Annotated in this window: 14 protein-coding genes; 6 read left to right on the forward strand and 8 right to left on the reverse strand. The window is 21.5% G+C overall.

Translation table 4 applies throughout. The annotated features are described in order from the left end of the window. Positions 1 to 5 precede the first annotated feature (5 nt). The 8 genes from EXC65_RS00215 to EXC65_RS00250 all read right to left on the reverse strand — a co-directional run bounded on the left by EXC65_RS00215 (position 6) and on the right by EXC65_RS00250 (position 10,287). Positions 6 to 1,004, reverse strand: a complete 999-nt coding sequence (locus EXC65_RS00215) for a glycosyltransferase family 2 protein (RefSeq protein WP_129719479.1) — start codon at positions 1,002 to 1,004, stop codon at positions 6 to 8. An 11-nt stretch (positions 1,005 to 1,015) separates the two neighbouring features. Further along, the gene (locus EXC65_RS00220) at positions 1,016 to 1,882 is read right to left on the reverse strand and encodes a DegV family protein (RefSeq protein WP_165001304.1); all 867 of its coding nucleotides are present in this window, start codon (positions 1,880 to 1,882) and stop codon (positions 1,016 to 1,018) included. Positions 1,883 to 1,908: 26 nt separating this feature from the next. After that, on the reverse strand, positions 1,909 to 3,414 hold the full coding sequence (locus EXC65_RS00225; protein WP_129719481.1) for an MHO_4530 family protein: 1,506 nt from the start codon (positions 3,412 to 3,414) through the stop codon (positions 1,909 to 1,911). Between the two features lie 2 nt (positions 3,415 to 3,416). Continuing rightward, entirely contained in the window at positions 3,417 to 5,609 is a 2,193-nt protein-coding gene (locus tag EXC65_RS00230) for an ATP-dependent helicase (protein ID WP_129719482.1), read from the reverse strand. Positions 5,610 to 5,626: 17 nt separating this feature from the next. Further along, entirely contained in the window at positions 5,627 to 6,328 is a 702-nt protein-coding gene (locus EXC65_RS00235) for an RDD family protein (protein ID WP_129719483.1), read from the reverse strand. A 6-nt stretch (positions 6,329 to 6,334) separates the two neighbouring features. After that, positions 6,335 to 7,327, reverse strand: a complete 993-nt coding sequence (locus EXC65_RS00240; RefSeq protein ID WP_129719484.1) for a glycosyltransferase — start codon at positions 7,325 to 7,327, stop codon at positions 6,335 to 6,337. A 37-nt stretch (positions 7,328 to 7,364) separates the two neighbouring features. After that, on the reverse strand, positions 7,365 to 8,711 hold the full coding sequence (gene asnS, locus EXC65_RS00245; RefSeq protein WP_129719485.1) for an asparagine--tRNA ligase: 1,347 nt from the start codon (positions 8,709 to 8,711) through the stop codon (positions 7,365 to 7,367). A 73-nt stretch (positions 8,712 to 8,784) separates the two neighbouring features. Continuing rightward, complete coding sequence (locus EXC65_RS00250; RefSeq protein ID WP_129719486.1) at positions 8,785 to 10,287, reverse strand: MATE family efflux transporter; 1,503 nt, start codon at positions 10,285 to 10,287, stop codon at positions 8,785 to 8,787. Positions 10,288 to 10,563: 276 nt separating this feature from the next. Here EXC65_RS00250 and EXC65_RS00255 point away from each other — a divergent pair, with 276 nt between their 5' ends. From EXC65_RS00255 to EXC65_RS00280, 6 genes are all read left to right on the forward strand, one after another. Next, the gene (locus EXC65_RS00255) at positions 10,564 to 11,496 is read left to right on the forward strand and encodes a YitT family protein (protein ID WP_165001305.1); all 933 of its coding nucleotides are present in this window, start codon (positions 10,564 to 10,566) and stop codon (positions 11,494 to 11,496) included. Positions 11,497 to 11,498: 2 nt separating this feature from the next. Then, complete coding sequence (locus tag EXC65_RS00260) at positions 11,499 to 12,398, forward strand: nucleotidyltransferase (RefSeq protein ID WP_129719488.1); 900 nt, start codon at positions 11,499 to 11,501, stop codon at positions 12,396 to 12,398. Positions 12,399 to 12,413: 15 nt separating this feature from the next. Further along, on the forward strand, positions 12,414 to 12,773 hold the full coding sequence (locus tag EXC65_RS00265; protein WP_129719489.1) for a PTS glucose transporter subunit IIB: 360 nt from the start codon (positions 12,414 to 12,416) through the stop codon (positions 12,771 to 12,773). Between the two features lie 13 nt (positions 12,774 to 12,786). After that, positions 12,787 to 15,924, forward strand: a complete 3,138-nt coding sequence (locus EXC65_RS00270) for an AAA domain-containing protein (RefSeq protein ID WP_129719490.1) — start codon at positions 12,787 to 12,789, stop codon at positions 15,922 to 15,924. Between the two features lie 103 nt (positions 15,925 to 16,027). Beyond that, entirely contained in the window at positions 16,028 to 17,626 is a 1,599-nt protein-coding gene (locus EXC65_RS00275) for a DUF2130 domain-containing protein (RefSeq protein WP_129719491.1), read from the forward strand. Next, positions 17,619 to 18,839 (forward strand): replication-associated recombination protein A, encoded by a 1,221-nt coding sequence (locus tag EXC65_RS00280; RefSeq protein ID WP_129719492.1) that lies wholly within the window; start codon positions 17,619 to 17,621, stop codon positions 18,837 to 18,839. The genes EXC65_RS00275 and EXC65_RS00280 overlap by 8 nt, the downstream gene beginning before the upstream one ends. Positions 18,840 to 18,946: the final 107 nt, after the last annotated feature.

Consider the following 18,946-nt stretch of genomic DNA (forward strand, 5'->3'; position numbering starts at 1 on the left):
AACCCCTATTTATTGTTAAGGGTTTTATTTTTTTTTAGTATTTTTTTTACTTTTATATAATTATTAAAAGCATTTTTAAAAAACAAATTCTTAGTTTTATATATCTTTTTTAATTTTTTCTCAATATTATATTTTTCATCAATATTTATTAATTTATTTAATGAAGGTTTAAACTGCTCAAAATTTTTAATTATTTTTTTATAATTTCAAGCAAAAAACATATGAATTCAAATATAGCTCAAAAAATGTTTTTCAATTTTATGTTGTTTGAATTGTGAATATAAATTCATATTTTCAAGATTTGAATAAAGATAATTAATATTTTCAGCAATAGACTCAATTTTAAAACTATTGTGTTTTTTAGAAGCTCCGCCCAAATTTAAATCATATGAATATGCGAATTTATTTATATATGTAAAATTTTGAGCACTTAGAATTAAAGGAATAGATACTGAAAAATCTTCATAAATAAAATTAGGTTTAAATAAAATATTTTTATCTAAAAATCATTTTTTGTTTATTAAAACATTTCAAACAAAAAAAATACCTTTTTGTAAATAATCAATATTATTTTTAATTTTAACAAATGGATTAACAAGAAAATTAAAAACATTTATTTTTTTAATTAAAGTTCTAAAATTAGATAAAACAATTTCTTTGTCTTCTTTATAAATTATATTATTAAGGTTTTTGATTGTATTTTTTGAAATAAAATCATCTGCATCTATAAAATAAAAATATTCACTTTCACAATTATTAATTAAAATATTTCTAGCCTCAGCTATCCCTACTTGTTTTTCTAAATTAATAATTTTTATATTTTTATTTAAATTATTTTTCTTAAATTTATTCAAAATATCAAATGTATTATCTATGGAAGCATCATTTAAAAAAATAATGTTAAATCTTTGATCTTTTTGTTTTAACAATGTTTTAAATAAGCGAGAGTAAAATTTTTCTTTATTATAACAAGGAATTAAAATGGTTATTTTATTTTTTTGCATTAATTATTTTACTAAATTTTTAGTTCAGATAATTTTGGTCAAATACCCAATGATGAACATTCAACACCAGTATGAATCATAACAGTAGCTGATGCTTGTGTCTTTTCATCTATATCTTTTCCAAACTTGGAAACTATATTTTTAGCAGTTACTATCATTTCTTCATTAGCTGCATTCATAAATTTAAATTCATAATTTTTTAAATTTTCAATTCCACCAATAAAATCAATTAATTTTTCACTCACTTTTTTCATTGAACCTTTAATTGTTTTTTTGATACCACTAAAAGTTATGCCGTATTGTGTAACCTTTAAAATCAAAACTAAACCAAAAGTATTTAAAACTAATTTTTTTATTCCTTTAATTCTTCCACCTTTTATTAAGTTTGTTAAATCTTTAACAATTAAAAAATTAATACTTTTTTCATTTATTTCTTTAGCTAATTCAATAAGTCTTTCAATTCCAACACCTTGCTTAGCTTTTTTAATTAAAAAATTTCCGATTTCAATAACTTGATTAGCAAAAAAATGATTGTCAATCATTATAAATTTATCTTTATATTTTTTAGCTGCAACACTTACTGTTTGAAAAGTTGATGAAAGAGCTGAAGATGTTAAAAAAACAAAAACCTTTTCAAATTTTTTATCCATTCTTTCAAGTGTTTCTTCAATTGTATTTAAAGAAGGTAAAGAAGTAAATGCTTTTTCTGACTTTGCTATTAAAATTGCTAAATCTTTTTTTGAAATTTCTTTGCCATTATCAATATAATTTTTGCCATCAATGGAAAATTGTAAAGGCAAAAATTCAAAATACTCATTTTTTACTTGGTCTTCTGATAATCCACAAAATGAGTCTACTAAAATACCTATTTTTTTCATAATGTTATACATTATAAACTAATAAACTAAATTTTGTAATTATAATTACATTTTATTTTTTTTAAAATAGATGGCAAAGTTTTGCTATAATCAATCTCATAAATAATAAAAATATTATTTTCATCACAAATATTGGAAAGTGTTTCTAAAAAAAATAATAATTCATTGTTGTTGTTTAATTCATCTGTTAGCTTTTTAGAAATAATTAAGAAAAAAGGTTTTAATTCTAATAAGTAATTAAAAATTAAGTTACCGTATTTTTGTAAATATATTCCTCATTTATTAAAATTTTTCTGATTTATTTTTTTATATTTATATATAAATTCTGTGAAGTCTTCTATGTCAACAACAATATTTGGGCTTTTAGAATTTAGCTTCTGATAATTGTCAAAAAAAGCTCCTGGTTTTATAATTATAAAATTATTTTGACCAATTATATTTGCGTTTTTTAAAATTAAATTTTCATGTTCATTTTTTATTTTTTTTACTAAAGAATATTTATAAGCTTCATTAATTGTGTTATCTATATAAATTTTAGAAGCAGTAGCTTTGTTTTTTATCATTATTTCAGAACTTTGTAAATTTATTTTTTTCTCATTAACAATATTTTTATAGTTTTCTATTTTTTCATTATATTTTTGTAGTTCTCAACTTTTACTCAAAATAAAATCATCACTTAAAACAAAACCATTTTTTATTTCAGATGCTTTGTTAATTGCGAAATCAATTTTTTTTTCTAAAGTATAATAATTTTCATCTATTTTATTTTTTTCAAAAACTAATGCAAAATTATTAAAGAAAAAATAATTTTTATACTTTCTTAACTTTTTTAAAAAATATTTTTTAACTAAAAATAATTTTTTCTTTATATTCGATTCAAAAACTAAAACTAAATATTCATTTTGATAAATTGTTTTAAAATTAAAAAAGTTTAAGATCACTATTTCTTCACATAAATTTCTTATATGTTCTAAAATATTTATGTTTTGCTGGAAAATTTTCTTAAGTTCAAAAGCTAAAAATAAATTATATTTTTTATTTAAGTTTATATTTTGAAAATTATAAATTTTTCTCTCTTTTTTTAATCATTTTCTTCTTTTGTTTTCAGTTAAAATACTTGTATCTCTATATAAAATCAAAAAATTATCTTCTTTATTTGTGAATATAAAAGTATATTTGTTGCTTAAATTATTTTTAAAACATAGTTCTAATGTTTTATACTCAAATGTTTTTATATTTTTTAAAAATTTTTCTTTATCATTTGTAATCAATAAATCTGCAAATTTTTCAATAGACAGTCATTCTCCATTTAAAAGTTTTTCATTTGTATAAAAAACTTTTTTAGCAATGCTAAAAAAGTTAGAATCAAAAACTCTAATTCTATTATTTTGAATTTCAAAAATAAATGGCAATATAATTGAGTTACTTTCTGCACTTCTTTTTTTTATAAAATAAATTTTTACACTAATAAAAATAATTGTAAAAACTAAAAATATAAGCATCAAAACAAATAATATTCAAACAATATACATATTTAAATAACCTTTTCTAATGATTTGTGGTCTTTTTTTATTTTTTTAATTTCTTTTTCGTTTTTAAAAGAAATGTGAGCAATATCTCCGATTATTTCTACAATAACACCAAAACCAAAAGTTAAATGGTTAACTGCATCACCAACAATGAAATCATCTTTTTTATTTTTAGCATAACTAAGTTTGCCTGTTATTTGGTCTATTTTGGTAAATGTTTGTAATTTAAAAGCTTTTAATTCTAACTCTTCAACAAATCTTGATGTTTTGTATAAGTTTTCTCTTTTATTATCAAAATAATTTTTGCTTGAATTGGATATAAAAAGCCTTTCTTTAGCTCTAGTTATAGCAACATAAGCAAGTCTTCTTTCTTCTTCAATACTTTCATCATTATCTAATGTTTTATTATTTGGGAAAATTCCTTCAGACATTCCAACTAAGAAAACATTTTCAAATTCAAGACCTTTAGAATTATGTACAGTCATCAAATTGATTGCAACACTTGAAGAAATTGAGTTTAAATCTGTTAGAACTGAAATATCAATTAAATAATCTGATATTTTTTTTTCAGGGTTTTGTTTTTCTCAATTTTTAATTGATTGAAGCAAAATATTGAAATTTTCATAAGCTTCTTTAAAATCTAAAACGTTTTGCGTATTATTTTGATATATTGAAAAATAATTTATTAATTTTAAAAATTGATTTATTGTATCGGCTATAGATTTGTTTTTAGCAATGCAAGCTCTTGCTCAATTTATTTTATTTAAAAATTCAACTAATTCTTGTTTGGTTTTAGTGGTTAAATCTAGTTCTTTTCTCTTTTTATCACTAGCATTTTTAAAGTTTTTAAAATATTCTATAAGTGAATCAAATAATTCTAATTTTCTTTTTTTAGCAAATTCTAAAATTTTATTAATGGTACTTGGTCCAATTTTTTTTGGTGGTACATTAATGATTCTAGTTAATGCAATTGTAGAACCATGATCTATTACTTTTAAAAAAGCAATAACATCTTTGATTATCTTTTTTTCATAAAATTTTTGAGACCCTAAAATTTTATAAGGTATATTTTCTTTTATAAGCATATCTTCAAAATATCGAGAATAAAAATTAGAGCGATATAAAATAGCTATATTTTTCAATTGAGATTTTTTCTTTTTTAATTCATTTATTTTATTAATAACCCATCTAGCTTCAGCTTCTAAACTAAAGCCATGGTAAAATTCAATCTCTTCAAAATTTTCTTTTTCAGTAAAAAGATCATTATCAACTCTAGTTTTGTTGTTTTTAATTAATTTATTTGCAGAATCTAGAATTCTTTTTGTTGAACGATAATTTTGTGAAAGCTTTATAATATGCACATTTGGAAATTTTTTATCAAAATCATTAATAAGATTAGCATCAGCACCTCTTCATGAATAAATAGACTGATTTGGATCACCCACAATTGTGATTTTGTTTTTTTCACTAATTAAATGTTCAATAATTCTTAATTGAATAATAGATGTATCTTGAAATTCATCTATTAAAATATGACTAAATCTATTTTTTCACTTCTGAGCAATAGACGGGAACTTTTCAAACAATTTTAAAGTATACAAAAGCAAATCATCAAAATCTAAAACTTTCATTTTTTTTAATTCTTCATCATACAATTTGTAGATTTGCAAAATTTTTAATTCTTTTTCATCTAAAATTTCTTTATCAATTTGATCATATGATTTTTCATAATTTTTTCATTTAGATATAGTCTCCAAAGCACTAGAATAACTAATATCTTTTGGACTTAAGGCTAAATTATTATAAATAGATTCTAAAATAGTTTTTTGATCTGATGTATCTAAAATATCGAATTTAGCATCAAAATTTTTAAAATTATGTATTTCTCTTCTTAAAACTAAATTACAAAAAGAGTGGAATGTCATAATATAAGGTTTTTTATCATTTTCATGGTGTGTAATTAAACCTTCTACTCTTTCAAGCATTTCATTAGCGGCTTTATTAGTGAAAGTTACAGCTAATATTTTATCTGGTTCTGCTTCTTGAGTTTCTATTAAGTAAGCAATTTTTCTTGTTAATACACCTGTTTTTCCACTACCTGCACCAGCAATAATTTTTAAATGAGAGTCATTATAAACCACTGCTTCTTTTTGTTGTGGATTTAATATTGAAATTAATTTTTCTATTTTTGCTTCCATGACAATCCTCCTTTAATTTATTGCATTATTTCTACACTTTCCCAATTTAATTTTTGTGGTTGGAAAGCATTTTTAAATTTATCTTCGGTTTCAAATTTGTTTTTGTAAATAGTTATAGTACTTGAAAAAGAATCAATCAAACTAATACGTGTTTTTTTTAAAATAGTTAAAGAAATAAAATAGTTACTTATAACAAAAAAATTGCTAATAGTTCAAAAAACTGTTAAAAATATTTTTATATATGATTTTATTTCTTTAATTTCGATATTTATTATTTTATCTTTTAATATTTTGTTTTCTTTGGATAAAATTACAAAATCCTTTGGTGTGATCACAAAAAGAAATATCAAAATTAAAATAATTCAATTAAGGGAATAAAAGCATTCTTTTTTAATCAAAGCAATAACTCATTTACTTTTTTTATATGTGTTTTCTCTGTTTAAAACAACTTTAATTTTTGTAACTAATCGACCAATGGTGCATCCTTTAAATATAAAAGCTGGAACAATTATTTGTAAAAAAATTATTATAAAAATTTCAATAATAAATCAAAAATAATAAAAATATTTAAATTTATTAATATTAAAATTTTGCTCTCAAAAATTGAAATTATTAAAAAATATAAATGTTATAAGAAAAGTTAAAAGCATAAAACATAAAATATCAATTAAACCTGCTAAAAGTCTAATTTTATAACTTGCTTTTAAATGTTTTTTCAATTTAAACTACAACTTTCTAGTTAAATTTTTTCATTTGTTAGGGGCTAAATCTTTTAAAATAACCATTTTTTCTCAATCATTATCTAAAAAATATTTATTTAAAGAAATTATTATGAAAAATTCATTAACTTTCATATCTTTAATTTTTTTATAAAATCTTGAAATTGATGTAGGCAAATGATTTTTAAAAATAAAGTTTTTTATTCTATGTTTTGTATAAGGATTTAAAATACCTGGCAAAAATAAAGCTAAATTATAAATTTTGTTATATTGTATTTCTTGAATAAAATCTGGAAATTCATTTTTAATATATTTCTCTATGCCGTCTCATTCTTTAATTAAAGCAGATGGGTTGTTAACAAAGTTCTTTTCATTAAAATCGCTAATTAAAACAGTGTTTATATAAACATATGTCTCAGTGTTTAAAAGAAACTTAAAAACTAAATCTATTCATATTTTAGAATTAGAAATATTTTTGTTTTCTAATTTAGGTAAAATTTTTATAAATTTTTCTCTGTTAAAAAATTTATTAAAAATTATTGGTAATATGTAAGCTAAAACTTTTTTCTCTTCTTTTAAATTAAAAACTTTTTTCTCAGCAATTCTTTGTCTTAGTTCGATTTCAAAAAAACCTTTATATGATGGTTTGAATTCAATCATATCCGCTTTGTGTTTGTTTGAAAAAGTAGAAAATAATTGGGTAAATTCACTTTCTAAAAATGTACTTGGATTTATAAATGCAATGTATTCACCTTTAGCTAAATTCAACATTTTAATAAATTCACTTGAAAACATTTGTCTTTTATCATTGATTAAAACCTGAATTTTGTTTTCTAATTTCTTTTTGTATTTATATATGATTTCTAATTCTTCTAAAGTGGGTTTGTTCAAACTTAAAATAATTTCAAAATTTTCATCAATTTGATTAGTGCAATTTTCTAAAAAAATATTTAATTCATTTTTTTGTTTATATGTATAAACTAATAATGATAATTTCATCCCATCCCTCCTTTCATACTAACTATAACTAGTAAAATTATGTTTTTAAATTATTTGTAGTTCTTGGGAATGGTATTGTGTCTCTTATATTGTCTATCCCAGTTACAAACATAATCAATCTCTCAAAACCAACACCAAAACCTGAAGATCCAGCATCTCCAAATCTTCTTAGATCAAGATATCATTGCATTTCATCTTGAGGAATATTTAATTCTTTAATTCTTTGTACTAATTTTTGATAATCATTTTCTCTTTGTGAACCACCAATAAGTTCACCAATTCCCGGAACTAACATATCAAATGATGCAACTGTTTCATTATCAGGATTTAAAAACATGTAAAATGCTTTTATACCTTTTGGATAGTTTATAACACAAACTGGAGCATTGAAAACATTTTCAGCTAAGTATCTTTCATGTTCAGTTGCTAAATCCATTCCAAAGTAAATATTTTTTTCTTCAAATACATCTCTTTCTTTTTTTAAAATTTCAATGGCATCTTTGTATTCAATAATGTTTACAGGAGAAGAGATAAATGAACTAAGTTTTTCAATAATTCCAGGTGAAATTGTAGATTCTAAAAATTTAAATTCTGATTTATTTTTTTTCAATGTATTTTTAATAACATATTTTAAAAGTTGATCAGCCAATTTAATAATTTTTTGTAAATCATAAAAAGCAACTTCAGGCTCTATCATCCAAAATTCCGCTGCGTGTTTTTTAGTGTGTGAATTTTCTGCTCTAAAAATAGGTGCAAAAGTATAAACTTTATTAAGCCCAACTGCATAAGCTTCTGCATGCAATTGACCTGTTACTCCTAATTTAGCCACTTTACCAAAAAAGTGTTTTTCACTTTCGTCATCAACAATAAACATTTCTCCTGAACCTTCACCATCATTTGATGTAATAATCGGAGCAGCCATGTTTAAAAACCCATTTTCATTGAAAAAATTATGAACTTCAAAAGTTAATGTTGACCTTATCAACATTATTGTTTTCAAAAGTTTAGTTCTATGCCTTAAATGTGGTATTTCTCTTAAAGCTTCTCTTGATATTTCTTTTTTTTGAATCGGAAAATCTTCATCAGTGTTTTTTAGTAAATTAAATTTTTTAGCTTCAAGCTCAACCTTTTGCTTTGAAGTTTTGCTTTCTTTTAAAATACCCTCCACTTCAACGGCGGCACCTAACCTAGCTTTGTCTACTAGTTCTAAATTAATATCATTTTCTTTTAAAACAATTTGTAAATTTTCAACTGTAGAACCATCATTTAAATCTAAAAATTTGATCTTTAAATTTCCCCTTAAATTAGAAACTCAACCTTTAATTTTAATAGTTTTTTCTAAGTGTTTTTCAAAATCTAAATATATTTTTTTAATTGAAACCATAACAACCTCTTAATATAATATTTTATTTAAATTTTACTACATTTTTAAATTTTTATTATGATTTCAGATAAAATTAAGACCACTTTTCTTTAAAATAAAAATATTCAAAGAAAAATAGCTTCACTATGTCAAAACACAAAAGAATAAATCAATAAAAACTGAAAATATAAACTTTATCACTTTTTGAAAATATAGGAATAATTAAAAAAACTAAGATAGCTAATATTAATATTTGGATAATATTCAAAATGAATTGAAATATAGATGTGAAATTGTTTTTTCCCTTAGCGTTTAAAATTTGAATATCTGTAATAAATATAATTCAAACTAAACTAAAAAAAGATGAAACAATAATACAAAATTTTAATTCTGTTAAAAAATATGTTGATGCTTTATTTATTTCATTTTGTATCATATCAGGAGCAAGTTTTAATTTTTCTAGTTGAATTTTAATGCTTTTAGATATTCCATTTGTTAAAAATGAAAAATTTGGAATTAAAAATGCTACTACAAGCATAATTATGAATAAAATAAAACCTATTGTTAAATGAAAACCTTTTAATTCTTTTGAATTTTGTTGTGCTAATTTATAATCTTTTTTTCCTAAGTTTTGAGAAACAAAGACAGCAATATTTGGGGCAATAGATGTTATGCCAGCAAAAAGTACTCCTGAAATAGAACTAATCAATCCTAAAATAGTAGCCGCTCCAATTGATCAATATTGTGAATATTCTCCATAACCTAAAGATCCGATTTTAAACCCTTGAACTCAAAGAATGTTTCTTGAAAAAACAAAAATAAAAGTTAAAGAATTTAATATAAAACCTGGGGTTTTATTTAAAATTTCTTTTCAAATTTTTTTGTTAATGCGAAAAATATTAGCAAAATTTATTAAAAATATTTTGTTAGTTTTTGCAATAATTAAAAAAATAACAATGAGTCCAATCAATGAAGAAATAACAGAACTAATAGCAAGACCCTTAACACCTAAAAAATTAATTAAAATTAAATTTCCAATTATATTAATGGTCAAAATAACACAAGAAACAAGCAACGAAATTCATGATTTTTTGCTTTGTCTTACAAACTCAATAGCAGAAAATAATATTGAATTTAAAATTCATTGTAAAAAAATGATTTCTAAATATTCCACTGATTGGTTTATTATTTGTTCAAATTCTTTATCTGAAAAATTATCTTCTTTTTTAGCAACTAGTAAAATAAAAAAGCGAGAAAAAGGAATTATAATAATTGAAAAAAGAATTGCAAAACCAAAAGATAGTATATATCTTGCTCTAACTATTGATTTTATATTTTCTTTTTGATTTGTCCCTAAGTATTTACCTAAAAGAGGGGTTATTATAATATTCAAACTTACAAAAATGCCAACAATAAAAGATGTAAAAATATTAGCAAAATTTAATGAATTTAACCCATTTTTTATTGTTGATACCATAAAATTATCAATAAATGAATTTAGTGTAATTAAAAAACCTGAAAAAATAATAGGAATAGCAACAATAGAATAACTTAGTCATTTACTTTTGTTTTTTGGAAAATAATTAAAAATTCTCATTTTTCCTTTCTTTTTTTATTTAAAAATAAAATTATAACTTTTTAAGCATAAAAAACACAAAAAAAAGTTATAATTTTATATATTTTTTATTTATTAAGCTTTAATATAAAGTTTTATATTAAATTAGTAAATGTTATTTAAATGAGTTAATTTAAAAGTTAGGATTAAAATGCAGACCAAAAAAAACTTTAATTATGATTTTTCTGATTACAATGATAGTTTTATAGCAACATTAAAAAAAAACCATGAAAAATATTTTTAATTGCTATTAGTGCTTTGTTGTTTTCTTTTGCTATCAACGTTATTTTTGCAAAATCTAAAACTATTCCAACTGGTTTAACAGCACTACCTTCAATTATTACTTATATAATTCCTGAAACTAAACCATACTTTAGTTTGATGTTTTTAGCTTTTAACATACCATTGATTATATTTTTTTGAAAAAAAATTAAAAGAAAATTAATTTATATGTCGCTTTTATGAATGGCATTTCAAAATATTTTCAATGTAATTTTTAATATAGAAGTTTTAAATAAATGACTACATTTTCATTTTGCTGTTGATCAGGAATTTGAAGAAATGGGAATAGATAAGGTAATTGAAGAAAACAAAAAAATTTGACCAATAATTTATTACACATTTTTGGGTTCAACTATTATAGGGTTATCACTTGGGATTGCTTGAAAAAATGGTGCAACTAGTGGTGGAAGTGATTTTTTTACTTATTATTATTCAACCAAAAAGAAAAGATCTATTGGCAGAGTTATTATTATATTTAACTTAAATGTATTTATTTTTTCATTTATCATATTAATACTTTTTACAAATTTTAAAATTGGTAATACAAAAATAATTCATTTTTTTGGTGTTCAAGCATTTTCAACTATTTTATATATATTTATTAGTAGTTATTTTATTAATATTATTTATCCAAAATATAAGAAAGTCGAAATTGATATTTATACAACAAATAATCCAAATAAAATTTTAAAATATTTAAAAGAAATTAATTATTGACATTCATATAATTTATGATGCGGGATCTCGGGTTACACAGGTAATAAAATTTATAAAATAAAAACTATTTGTTTTTATTTAGAGTCGAATTGATTGTTGGCAGAAATTTACAAGGTAGATCCTAATATTTGAGTATCATTCAAAAATATCGAGAGAATTAAAGGTAATTTTGATACTTCTAAAATGGATTAATTATGGCTATAGCAATTATCGCAGAATACAATCCCTTTCATTATGGGCATAAATATCAATTAGATTATGTAAAAAAGAATTTCCCTAATGATAAAATTATTATTATTTTATCTGGTAATTATGTCCAAAGAGGTGAAATAGCAATTAAAAGTTTTGAAGAAAGAAAAGAAATTGCCTTACTTAATGGAGCAGATAAAGTAATTGAACTGCCTTTTGAATATGCAACACAAGCAGCACACATTTTTGCAGAAGGTGCAATTAAAATTGTTAATGAAAATAATATTGACAAATTAATTTTTGGAAGTGAAAGCAATGATGTGGAGTCATTATTTGAAATCGCGAAAGCAATTTATAATAATTCAAATATTTATAAAACAAAGCTTAAGTTTTATTTAAAACAAGGTTTGTCGTTTCCAAAAGCTAATTTTGAAACTATAAAAGAGATAACAAATAAAGAAATAATTATGCCTAATGATATTCTTGCTCTTGAATATGTAAAACAAATTGTTAAAAATAATTATAATATTAATGTTTTTTCACACAAAAGAACAATAGATTATAAAACTTATGATGTTAATGGTATTTACACATCTGCTTCTAATATTAGGAAAATGGTTTTCAACAATGAAGATGTAACTAAATTTACACCAATGAAATTTGATTTTATACCAGATAAAATTGAAAATTATTATTTAAAGTTTCAAGATATTATCAAAAATACACCAAAAGAAGTTCTAAAAACTAATAAAATGATTTCTGAAGGCATGGAAAATTTGTTTATTAAAAATATTGAAAGTAAAAATTATGATGAATTTGTTGAAAAATGCACTTCAAAAAGGTATACTTCAACAAGAATTAAAAGAGTTATGCTTTATATTATATTGAATAAAGGTTATTTATAAATTTAAGGAGAAATTATGACAATTAGTGACAAATTGAAAATTATTTTTTTGTCAATAGTAACATTTGGTACTATTTGAATTTATTGATCAAAATTAAAAAATAAAAATACAAATACTGAGTTATCACTCACAAATAAATTAACAGTTAATTTAGATGAATTAATAGAATATTTAGGTGGAACTAAAAATATAGTTTCACTTGAAAATACACATAAAAAAATTAGAATTTTTTTAAAAGACACATCAATTGAAACTATTAAGAAAATATCTGAATTAAAAGGTGTCTCAGGAGTTGTTCTTTCAAGTGATTCAGTAAATTTAATTGTTGGTAATAGTGCTCAATTTATAAAAGAAAAGCTTGAAAAAATGCTTTAATGTAGAGGGCAAAATGGAGAATAATTATCGAATTTTTAAAGAAAAAAAGAAAAATTATAAAAGAATTCTTGATAATCTTTTAAATGTTGACAAAATTGACACTTCACTTAAATTAACAGTAGATGAAAAAAATTTTATTGATTTACATGAATTACTTGATGAAAAAAGTATTGAAAATATTTATTTAAGACAAAATTTTAAAGTTTCTTTAAGCAACAATAATGCTGAAAAAATTTTAAAGGATTTATCCAATGTTACAAATTTAAACGAACTTAAATATGTATATAGAAAACATAAGCAAATTATTGATGAAAAAACACTTAATGCATTTGAAAAAAATTTCGATAGCACATTGAAAAAAGCGAAACTGTTTTTAGAAGAAACAATAAACAAAAACAATAATCGTTGAAAAAAGTTTTTGGCTAAAGCTAAAAATATCAATATGGAAAGAAATATATGACCAATGCAAATTGGTGTTTTATTTATTTCTGCAGAAATTGAAAAAAGAACTATTTATGCACCACTTTTTTTTAAAGAAGTAAATATCGAAATTAAAAATGGTCAAGCAACATTGTTTTCTAATGGTGATATAAAAATAAATGAAAAACTTTCATGATTTTTAGAGCGTGGAGGTTATCTTTTTGATCTTGATGAAGATGTGTCACAAATGTCTTTGAAAGAATTAGAACAAAATTTGAAAAATATTTGATCAAGTTATGACATTAAAAGTTTTAAAGGAAAAATTGAAAATTTAGAAAGTGTTATTGTTAATGAAAATTACCTTGAGTTTCACAAAGGAATGGTTTTAGGTATTTTTACCTCATTTGGTAGTTATCAAAGAAAAGTTATGGAAAAAATCATTGAAAATGATGAATTTGATACAATCCTTGATGTTGAAATAAATAAAAACAAATACAAAACTAGAATTGACAGAACTATTTATGATGATAATTTTAATTTTATAAAAATTAATAAAACTAATTTTTCACAAGATGTTGCTACAGTTTCAGCGCTTAGCCAAAATACAATAATTTGAGGTCCACCAGGAACCGGTAAAAGTCAAACAATTTCTAATATTATTGCAAATGTAATATTTTTTCAAAAAAAAGCAATTGTAGTTTCGCAAAAAAAAGCAGCTCTTGATATTTTAAAAAGCAGGATGAATTCATTATCTATTTTTTGTTTATTTATTTTGAATGACAATAGCATGCAAAAATCCAAATTTTATGAACCTATAGTGGATTTAATAAATAAATTAGAAAATTTTAAAAAAGCTAATTTACCTAAATTAGTTAAAATTCTTGATAACGATGAAAAAAAACATGTTGATTTGTTAAATAAAATAAAAAATAGTGATAATTATGAAAAAGATTTAGAAATTTATTCTTTCTTGAAAAAACAAAAAAAAGAGTTATCTTTAAAAACAATTGAAAATCTTTATAAATTAAGTAAAAATATTAATCTAAACCCTTCTAGAATAACTAAAGATCCTAAAAAGTTAAAAATACTTATTTTTGAAACTTTAAAAAATAAAAAAGTGTCTGCTATTAAAAAACTTTTTATAAAATTTAATGATGACATAAATAGAGATGCAAATATTATACTTAATGATTTTGCAGATTATGATGGAGATTTAAGTGAAATTACAAATAAAATTGTTGATATAGAAAAAGAAAAACTTATAAACATTGATGAATTTTATAAGCATTTAATTGGTGATGACAAACAAGATATTTGTAATGAAGAAGAAATAACAAATTATGTTACTTATCGTTTGTTTAAAAAAATAAATAACTTTAATAAAGAAAAAACTAGACTTTACCATAGGTTTGCTTTAGCAGCAAGAAATGGATGAAGAGATCCATATAAATTTGTTTTAGATCACTATGTAATTATTAAAGAATTATTTCCTATAATTATCTCTTCAGTAGATACAGAATTAACTAAATGAGATAAGGAAGAATTTGATTATGCAATTTTAGATGAATCATCACAAATTTTTATTGAAAAAGCAATCCCAATTTTATATTTAGCTAAAATAAAAATTTTAGCTGGTGATGATAAGCAAATGCAACCTACAAGTTGATTTTCAACTAGAAGTGATATTGAAGATATTGAATTAGGTAATATTGAATCTATTTTAAATTATGCTGTTTACAAAGGGATTTATTCAATTTTATTAGATAAAAATTATCGTTCTAATTTTGCTTCATTAATGACTTTTTCATCAAAACATTTTTATAATTCAAAACTAGATGTAATTGATAAATTGACAACATTTGATGAAGAACCTATTGAAGTTTATGATATAAATGGAGAATGAAAAAATAAGTCAAATTTAGAAGAAGCAAAATTAGTGGTTGAATTAGCTCAAGCTAATTTGTCAAAGTATAACAAAATTATCATTTTGACTTTTAATAGACCACAAAGAGAACTAATAGAAAACATTATTTTTAATAAATATTTAGAATTAGAAAAAGCTATTAATGAAGAAAAAATTTTATTAAAAAATATTGAAAATATACAAGGTGATGAAGCTGATTTATTGATTGTTTCTGTTGTTTATGATAAAACAACAGCTCTATCTTCTACCTACGTTTCAAGAAGAGGTGGACAAAACGCGCTTAATGTTGCAATATCAAGAGCAAAAAATAAAATGATAATTGTTAAATCAATAAAAGCAAATGAAATTGAAACTTTGAATACAAATGATGATTTATTACTTTTTAAAAAATGACTTTTATTTTTAGAACTTTCAAATGATGAGAGAAAAAGATATTTACTATTGGATAACCAACAAAATAATAATAATTCTTCTGAAAGTGAAGTAAATAATTTAGTTGATAAAATTATTGAAAAAATTTTAAAAATGTCTATTTTTATTGAACAAAATTATAAAATAAAAAAAGATTATATTATTGGAAGCAAAAAAATAGATTTAGCTATTTTAAATAAAGAAAATATGTTTTTATTAGGTATAGCTATTGATGATTATAATAATTATAGTAATTATGAAGAATATATAATTTTTAAAGATAGTATTAGCTATCTTTTGTCTAAAAAATATAATTTATTAATTATTGAGAAAATTAAATGATTAATTAATAGAGATAAAATTTTAAATCTTATAGAAGAAAAATTAACTAATTAAATAAGTAAAACAAGCATTTTTTTATAAATGTTTGTTTTTTCATTATATTATTTATGTAATATAATTTTAAAGAAAAAAATCAAAAATAAAAAGGAAGGTTGATATGGCAAAAAAAATTCAAGCAAAAATAAAAAATATTCAAAAATGAGAATTAGAAATTTTAGAAAGTGCACAACCAGGTGATTTTATTATTTTAACAGAATTGCCTGAGTGACAAAAAGAAGAGAGCATTAAAATAAAAAAATTGCTTGAAGGTAATGAAATAATAACAAATGAACTGAAAAAGCAATGAGAAAATGAATTTAAAAATTCTAATGAATTTATTGAACTAAAAGAAAAAATTAATATTTTAGAAAAAGAAAAAATAAATTTTGAAAATGAACTACAAAAATCCGAAAAGGAAAAAGAAATTATTTCTATCAAATCAATAGAAGATTTTAAAAAAACTAATGATTTTTTAAAATATTTAGATGAAATTAAAAATTTAAGAAATAAAATAACTAAATTAGAAGTAGAAAAAGAAAATGAAATTATTAAATTTAAAAACTCAAATGAATTTTTAGGTTTAAATGATAAACTTAAAAATCTAGAAAAAGAAAAAATAAGTTTTGAAAATGAAATTAATATTTTAAAACATGAAGTAAAAGAAGCACCTAATAAAGCTATTATTAATTTTAAACAAAGTAATGAATACTTAGATAAAGTTAAAGAAATTGAAGAGTTAAAAATTCAATTAGCAAGATCTGAATCAAATATTGAACTTGAAAAAAGAAAAGCAATTGATGAATTCAGAAAAGATAAAGAATTTCAAGAAAAAATTAGTAAAATTCAAAATTTGGAAGCTGAATTATCAACTCAAAAAGAAGAACATAAAAAACAGATTGATAGAATGACAAGAGAAAAAAGTTTAAATTCAAAAGTTATGGGTGAAGATTTAGAAAAATGAATTCAAAATGAATTTGATTTTCATTTTGGTTTTAACTCCAATGTTAAAATGACAAAAGCAAAAGAGATAGATGGAAAAAAAGCAGATTTTTTATTTGAGGTTTTAGATGATGTCACACAAAAAGTTATCGGAACAGTAATAATTGAAGCTAAAACCGCTGGTGAAAATAGCAAAGAAAAAAATAGTAAATTTTATAAAAAATTAGAAAATGATAGATTGAATCAAAAAGCAAATTATGCACTTTTAGTTACTGAGTTAGAACCTGAACAAAATTTTGTTATTAAAAAAGAAAAAAATGAATATTCAAATATTTATGTAACAAGGCCACAATATTTTATAACTTTTCTATCATTAATAACTCATATTCTCAATATTAAAAAAGGTGTAATTTCCTCTGAATTAGAATTTAAAGAAAAATATGAAATTTTAGATGAATTTGATAAAATGAAAAATAAAATTTTAGATAACTCTTTAAAACATATGACAACAGATATTGAAGATTTAAGCAAACACATTACAACAATTCAAAGCACTGCTTTTAAAATGGAAGAATTAGTAAAGATTAAATTAGATAAACATATCAATACTTTTAAAAATAAAATTGAAAATTTCAATATTAATAAAATTGTTAAAAAAATTAATAAAGTTGACAACAATTTTGCTTATTTAAAGAAAGATAATTTTTCATCACCTAGTGTAAGCCATAGTGAGATTGAAGATTCTAATTTAATTAAACCAAACGAAAAAAATGAATAATATAACATCAAAAATATTCGTGCCTGAAAAACTGGATGATATTGTAGGGCAAAGTCATATCAAATTTTTATTAAAAAAAATTATTGATCACAAAAATAATACATCTTTTATATTTTATGGTGAATCAGGCATTGGTAAAACTTCTAGTGCAATAGTTTTAGCAAAAGAATTAGGGAAAAAATTTGTTATTTTTAACTCTGTTTTAGATAATAAAGAAAAATTAATAAACTACATTAATAATTATGACATTATTATTATTGATGAAATTCATAGACTAAACAAAGATAAACAAGATATTTTGCTTTCTTTTTTAGAAGAAAAAAATAAAACTTTTTATGCTACAACAACAGAAAATCCTTTTTTTAAAGTTAATCCAGCAATAAGAAGTAGATTGCAAATTTTGCAATTTGAAAAAATTAGTGAAGAAGATATAACAAATGCTTTGCAAAAAATTATCAAAAATAAAAAAATTAATTTAATTTTTGATAAAGAAACACTTGAAAAATTTGTAAGAATTTCAAGTGGTGATTTAAGAAATGTTTTTAATAATTTAGAACTTTTAATTAATTTAAAATTTAAAGGAAAAATAACCATTGAAATTTTAGAAAAAATTTTTCCTCATAAAAATTTTTATTATGATTATAAAAAAGATGCATCATATGATAACTTAAGTGCATTTCATAAATCTGTAAGAGGGAGTGATGTAGATGCATCATTATACTATGGATTATTATTAGTTGTAGGTGGTAATTTAGATGGATTATTTCGTAGAATGTTAGCAATTGCATATGAAGATATTGGTTTAGCTAATTCTTTAATTGGTTTAAAAGTAGATACAGCTATTAAAGCAGCTGAGCGTTTGGGTATGCCTGAAGCTATATTACCAATTGGTAATATTATTATAGAGCTAGCACTAAGTCCTAAAAGTAATTCTAGTTATTTAGCAACTCAAAAAGCTTTGAATACTATTAACGAGAATAAAGTTTATCAAGTTCCTAAACATTTAAAAGATAATCATTATGCATCAGCTGCTAAATTAAAAAATGGCATTGGTTATTTATATCCTCATGATTTTGCTAATTCATATGTAGAACAACAATATATGCCAAAAGAATTAATAGAGGAAAAATTTTTTCATTTTAAAAATAATGCTAATGAAAGAAAAATAAAAGAATATTGAAAGCAAATTAAAGAAAAAAATAATAATAAATAACAATAAAAAAACATTAAAAAAAACTGTCTTAAGACAGTTTTTAATTTAATTGTTTTTTCTAGCTGCTTTTCTAGCTTCTTTTTGAAGTTTTTTAATTCTTTCAAGTC

Origin of the sequence: Mesomycoplasma neurolyticum (assembly GCF_900660485.1) — a bacterium.
Taxonomy (GTDB): domain Bacteria; phylum Bacillota_I; class Bacilli_A; order Mycoplasmatales; family Metamycoplasmataceae; genus Mesomycoplasma_A; species Mesomycoplasma_A neurolyticum.